Annotated in this window: 3 protein-coding genes; all 3 read left to right on the top strand. The window is 43.6% G+C overall.

The features are described from left to right. Positions 1-2,775 (top strand): MBG domain-containing protein (locus tag AB3112_RS07685; RefSeq protein ID WP_367334231.1); only part of this gene is annotated, 2,775 nt, incomplete at its 5' end. Between the two features lie 314 nt (positions 2,776-3,089). Then, positions 3,090-4,742, top strand: a complete 1,653-nt coding sequence (locus tag AB3112_RS07680; protein WP_367334230.1) for a Cna B-type domain-containing protein — start codon at positions 3,090-3,092, stop codon at positions 4,740-4,742. A 120-nt stretch (positions 4,743-4,862) separates the two neighbouring features. After that, on the top strand, positions 4,863-5,279 hold the full coding sequence (locus AB3112_RS07675; RefSeq protein WP_179136532.1) for a hypothetical protein: 417 nt from the start codon (positions 4,863-4,865) through the stop codon (positions 5,277-5,279). Positions 5,280-5,446: the final 167 nt, after the last annotated feature.

The raw sequence follows: 5,446 nt of genomic DNA, 5'->3' as shown, positions 1-5,446 counted from the left end.
GGAGCCGATGCGTTTACTCAAAATAATATTACCAAGATTTCGAGCCCGTCAGCTCAGCTGCCAACAAGTGGTGCTGTTGGTCAGGTCGCAACGATTGTTGCCGATCAGGCGACGGTATCGATTGGTGACCTTTTTAGTATCGATACCAACGGGAAGACGAATCAAAATATCGACATTTCTAATTTAACCAATGGCGTCACTTACGATCAAAGTACCGGCAAGTTTGATGTTCCCGCCAAAACAACCCAATTTTCGTTCACTTGGACACTTAAAGATAATAATAATCAACTATATTCTGGTAACTACACGGTCGATCGAACAGTGCCGACCATTAAGGCGCACCCTTCCACCATCTATATTGGTGATTCCTGGAAGGCTGCTGATAATTACGATGGCCAAGATCTCGATAAAATGACGGTGACGGTTAAAGACCAGTCTGGTAAGACATTAAGCAGCGTTGATACAAGCAAGGCCGGCACCTACTACGTGACTTATGCTTATGGAAATGATTCAACAACCGTACCCGTTGTGGTTGCCAAAAAATCGATCACATATGGATTAATTGGCAGTCAAACCGTTGACTATAATGGTCAAGTACAGCAGCCAACGCTTTCAAACTATAGTGTCAGTTTAAGCTCGGGTGATAGTTACACGCTAAAAGACGGCGACATTGCTGTTAAAGATAACGCCGCTGATGCAAAGACTTACCAGGTTGATTTGACTGATCAGGGACAGAAAAATATTGAAGCCGCTTATGGCGATAAATATAACCTGACTCAGGATAGCAGTGGTGCTACATTTACGATTCGCGACGAAAATGCAACTGCCAGTTTGAATGACGGAACCAAAGTTTATGATGGTCAAGCTGCCAGTAAAAGTTATCAGCCGACTGTGACCGTTAAAGATAGCAGTGGCAATTCCTTGGGTACCATGGCGCTTTCGGCCGGTCAGTACGAAATTGTCGGCGATGATTCAAAGGTTGGCAGTTATCCAATCAAACTGACTGCAACGGGGATTGCGGCAATCAAAGCGAAATTTCCAAACATCGCTTTTTCGGATTTGAGTGCCGTTAGTGCAACTTATACCATTACCCCTAACGAAAATGTTGTTGCAACTTTGAGTGGTGGATCGAAAACCTATGACGGCAAAAAAGTCAGCGAAAGTGGGTTCACGCCAACCTTAACCTTGAAGGACGGCGACAACGTGATTGCCACGGTTAAGCTTGAAAAGGGACAGTACGACATTGCTGACGATGACTCGAAAGTTGGCAGCTACTCCATCACGATTGCAGCTAATGAGATTGCTCAATTAAAAACCACTTATTCAAATTACGACTTGTCAAAATTAACTAGTGTTAAATCAACCTATACGATTTTGGCACCTCATCAGGTTTCATATACCATTCAAGGATCACAGAGCGTTGGATTTGATGGTAAAGTTCATTTGCCGGCGGCTAGTCACTTTACGATCACCATGAGCGATGGGACAAAGGTCGCCCTTCAAGATTCTGATTTGATGGTCGCTGACCACGAGAATGGTGTAACCGATGCGGGAAGCTACCGGGTCGTATTAAGTGATTCCGGTAAAACAAGAATTGCCGGCATCCTGGGTGCCAGCAATCAGCTGGTCGATGGAACTTCCACAGCAACATTGACGGTCACCAAGCAAAAGGGGACGGCCTCGTTAACCGATGGCAGCAAAGTCTACGATGGCAAAAAAGTCAGCCAAAGCAATTATCAGCCAACGCTGACTTTGAGGGATGCCAATGGTACGACGCAAGCCACCATCAAATTGACGGCTGACCAATACAGCATTGAAAATGATGGATCGGCTGTCGGCAGTTATTCGATCACCTTAACTTCTGCAGAAATCAAAGCGTTGCAGGCAAAGTATCCAAACGATGATTTTAATTTAAATGCGGTCAAAGCAACCTATACAATTACCGCCCAACCGACACCTAAGCCAACTCCTGGCGGCAATGGGGGTGGAGGGAGTTCTGCAACGCCAACAACGCCAAGCACCCCTTCTTCCAACGACAACAGCAGTTCCTCCAGTTCGACGATTGTTGAACCAAGTACTGTCGCCAAAAAAGGTGCCGTAGTCTATGCGATTAAGAAGATTGGCTTGTATGGCTCAAAGGACTTTAAGCAACGTAGTCGAAAAGCATGGTACGTGCAAAAGCCACGGATTTATCGACCGATGTTTGTCGTCACTGGATACAGCCGTGATGGAAACGGAAATCTACGCTACAAGGTTCGAGACGTAAACCACCTGACAAAGAATCGCAACCAAACCGGCTACATCACGGCGAGTTGGAAGTATGTTCGCCCAGTATATTATCAAAGCCGCCAGAAAACGATTACGGTCATCAACCCGCGGGGCGTGAACGGATATCGAAAGGTGAACTTAAGTGATAAGGTTAAAAATTATAAGCAGGGATCGGTTCTCAAGGTTAAAAAGGTGGTTAATTATCATCTGACAACCCGATTCATTTTGGATAATGGTCAATACGTCACTGCCAATCGAAAATTAGTTCAGATGGGACACCGCAGACTGCCAAAATCGGTTCGAGCTAAAGGTGCCATCAATCGGTATGCCAATGTCAATTTGACAAAGAAGAACAAGCACTATCCAAAGTCGGCTCATAAACGTTTCAAAGTTTACGGCTTCGACTATTCTGACGCCAATAGTGTCAGTCATCATGGCCGGTTAAGGTACCGAGTAGCTAATGGTTATATTACTGGAAATACTAAGTATATCAGTATATTGAAATAACTAAAAAGTAATATTACAGTGGTCGACAATCATTTGTTGGCCACTTTTTTTGGCTAAAATCAAATAAATGAACACCCACATAACTACTTTAGTATAGTAACAGATTGTTAATTATTGTTCTGAAATTAAACTCAATTTTGTAAAAGGGTTGCCACAATAATGTTTTAGAGGTACGCTTTATTTGTATCGAGTTTGCACAAAGGGGAAATCGGCCATAACGTACGGGGAATACGTAAAAATGGTTCATTATTATTGTGTAATATGTTGAGTATTTCAACATCTCGGTTCAAATTAACTATTTAGGGGGAGATAAGATGCAACGTCATTTTACTCAATTACGTCAGTTTGTTTTGACGCATTTTCGCTTGTTAAGCATCGTGGCAATTTTGCTGTGCACATTTGTACCAGCTGTTGTTGCCACCACTCATGTCAGTGCTAGCAACATTGATACTCAAATTTCAGGATTGTCGGCAACTTCTGCAAAGGAAGACGGTGCCACGGTTTTGCCGACCACTTCTCAATTGTGGTATGCGGGGCCGGTCCATACGCTGGACTATGATTTTACAATTGCCGACGGGACGACCGTTAATGATGGGGATACCGCAACGGTCACCTTACCGCAGGGAGCGGTCTTCAGAACGCCGGAAAAATTTGACATTCAGTCCAGCAACACTAATGAAACAGTTGGTCAGTTTGTTGCCAATCCAAAGTCGACAACCGGCCAGATCACCTTTAGTAACGCGGCTTACTGGGCAAAATACAATAAGAACCGTCACGGCTCACTTGAATTCTCAGTGACTGGAACCCGCGCATTTACACCGAGTTATCCAGCTAACGTATTTCTTGCTAAGAATGGTTGGGGAATTAACGAGTCGGTTCGACCAAACGGGACCTTATCAGAAGTTAACTGGCAGGTCTTGATTAATCCCAATAACCACAAGTTAAACGATGTTAAGGTCAACGATGTCTTAGGTAACCAATCGGCGCAGAGTATGAAAGCTGATTCACTGTATGTGACATCTAACGCAACCGGCCAAAAGATTGCGGCAACCCATTACACGGTCACCCCAACCACAACCGGATTTGATTTCCAGTGGAATGGCACTTTGGATGAGGCTGTCAATATTATGTCGACGACATCAATCAGTAATGACAACGAGTACAGCCTTTATGGCACTGAACTTGATTTGCCAAACACTGCTTCAATTACGGCAACTGATGTGACAAGTTCCACGACCGGGACACCAGTGACGTCTTCAAGCACCAAGACGGTTGTCTTAACGATGGGAAAAGGTTCTGCGAACGGTGATCATACCGATACAACGACCAGCGTAACCGTTAAGAAAGTATGGAAAAATGTTCCTGATGGCGTAACGACACCAGCTGTAATTGCCAAGCTATATGCTGATGGCAAGGACATCGGAAAAACGGTCACCCTGAATTCAGATAATTCGTATCAACAGACGTTTACCGGATTGGCCAAATTTGCGAAGGATGGCCATGCGATTCAATACATAGTCAATGAAGCTCAAGTTCCCGATGGCTACAAGAGCGATCCGGATGGTAACCCACAAGTTGCACCTGACAGCAAAGGCGTTGTGACGTTAAGCAACGTTTATCAACAAAAGCCGCAGTGCTTCACTTACGTTCACGTTACAAAGACTTGGAAAAACGTGCCGTTCTGGAAGTGCACACCGTGTGTCAATATCACACTGTATCAAAATGGTATGCCTTATCGATACCGCACACTCAGTTATTTTAACTGCTACGAAACGACTTTCCACTTCTTGCCACAATACGATGAGCAGGGTAACAAGTACGTTTACACAGTTGCCGAGGACTACGTGCCATTCGGGTACAAGACCAAGACACCGGGACAACAATTACCCGACTCAAATAACAATGTTAATTTGATTAATGTTTATCACCATCGTCACCATCACTTCTTCCCATGCTGGGGTTGGTAAAAATTGAAGTGTTGAAAAAATTCGGTGAGTAAAGAAGGCTGGAAACAAGACTAAATGTTTTGCTCCAGTCTTCTTTTTAGGTTATATGTTACCGAGCTGAATGGTTGTGGAGGTGTCTAAATGAATTTTTGGCCGCTAATTTGGTCCTGCTTGTTTATTTCGTTATTCAGTACGGGAGGATTTGGCATCCTCAACGTTTTTAACATTTGCTGCAAAAAGAATGCCGAAGCTCATTTTTCTGTCGCGATTCAACGCAAAATTAGTCGGATGTACATTATGGTACCGGCGTTAAATGAAGAAAACGAGATTGTGGTGACTGTTGACCGACTATTACGGGTAACGATTTTGATCGGCATGGCACTTATTTTCTTGGTTGTAGAAGTCCAAAGTCGTTACCAGGTCGCATTTTATATACCTTGGTTGATATTAAGTGCACTCGGGATGGATGAGGTCACGCCTCAGATTTCCCTGAATCATGGTAAAGAATGTTTATTGAACTCACATTCCACCGAGATGTCATCCCAAAATAAATTTTAAAAAATGGCAGGAAAACCGCAGTTCAGGCGATTTCTCCTGTCATTTTTTTGTTCTGGGACACATTTTAACACTTCAAATGTCAAATTAAGTTAGAAATTTTAGCTGCTCATCAGTGATTTGATTTACGAATGCCTCAAGTGGTGTTTGATAATTGAGACTTTTTCTGG

The organism is Lentilactobacillus sp., from assembly GCF_040773105.1.
Taxonomy (GTDB): Bacteria; Bacillota; Bacilli; order Lactobacillales; family Lactobacillaceae; genus Lentilactobacillus; species Lentilactobacillus parabuchneri.
The sequence above is the reverse complement of the archived record's forward strand: the minus strand, read 5'-3'. Positions and strand labels throughout refer to the sequence as shown.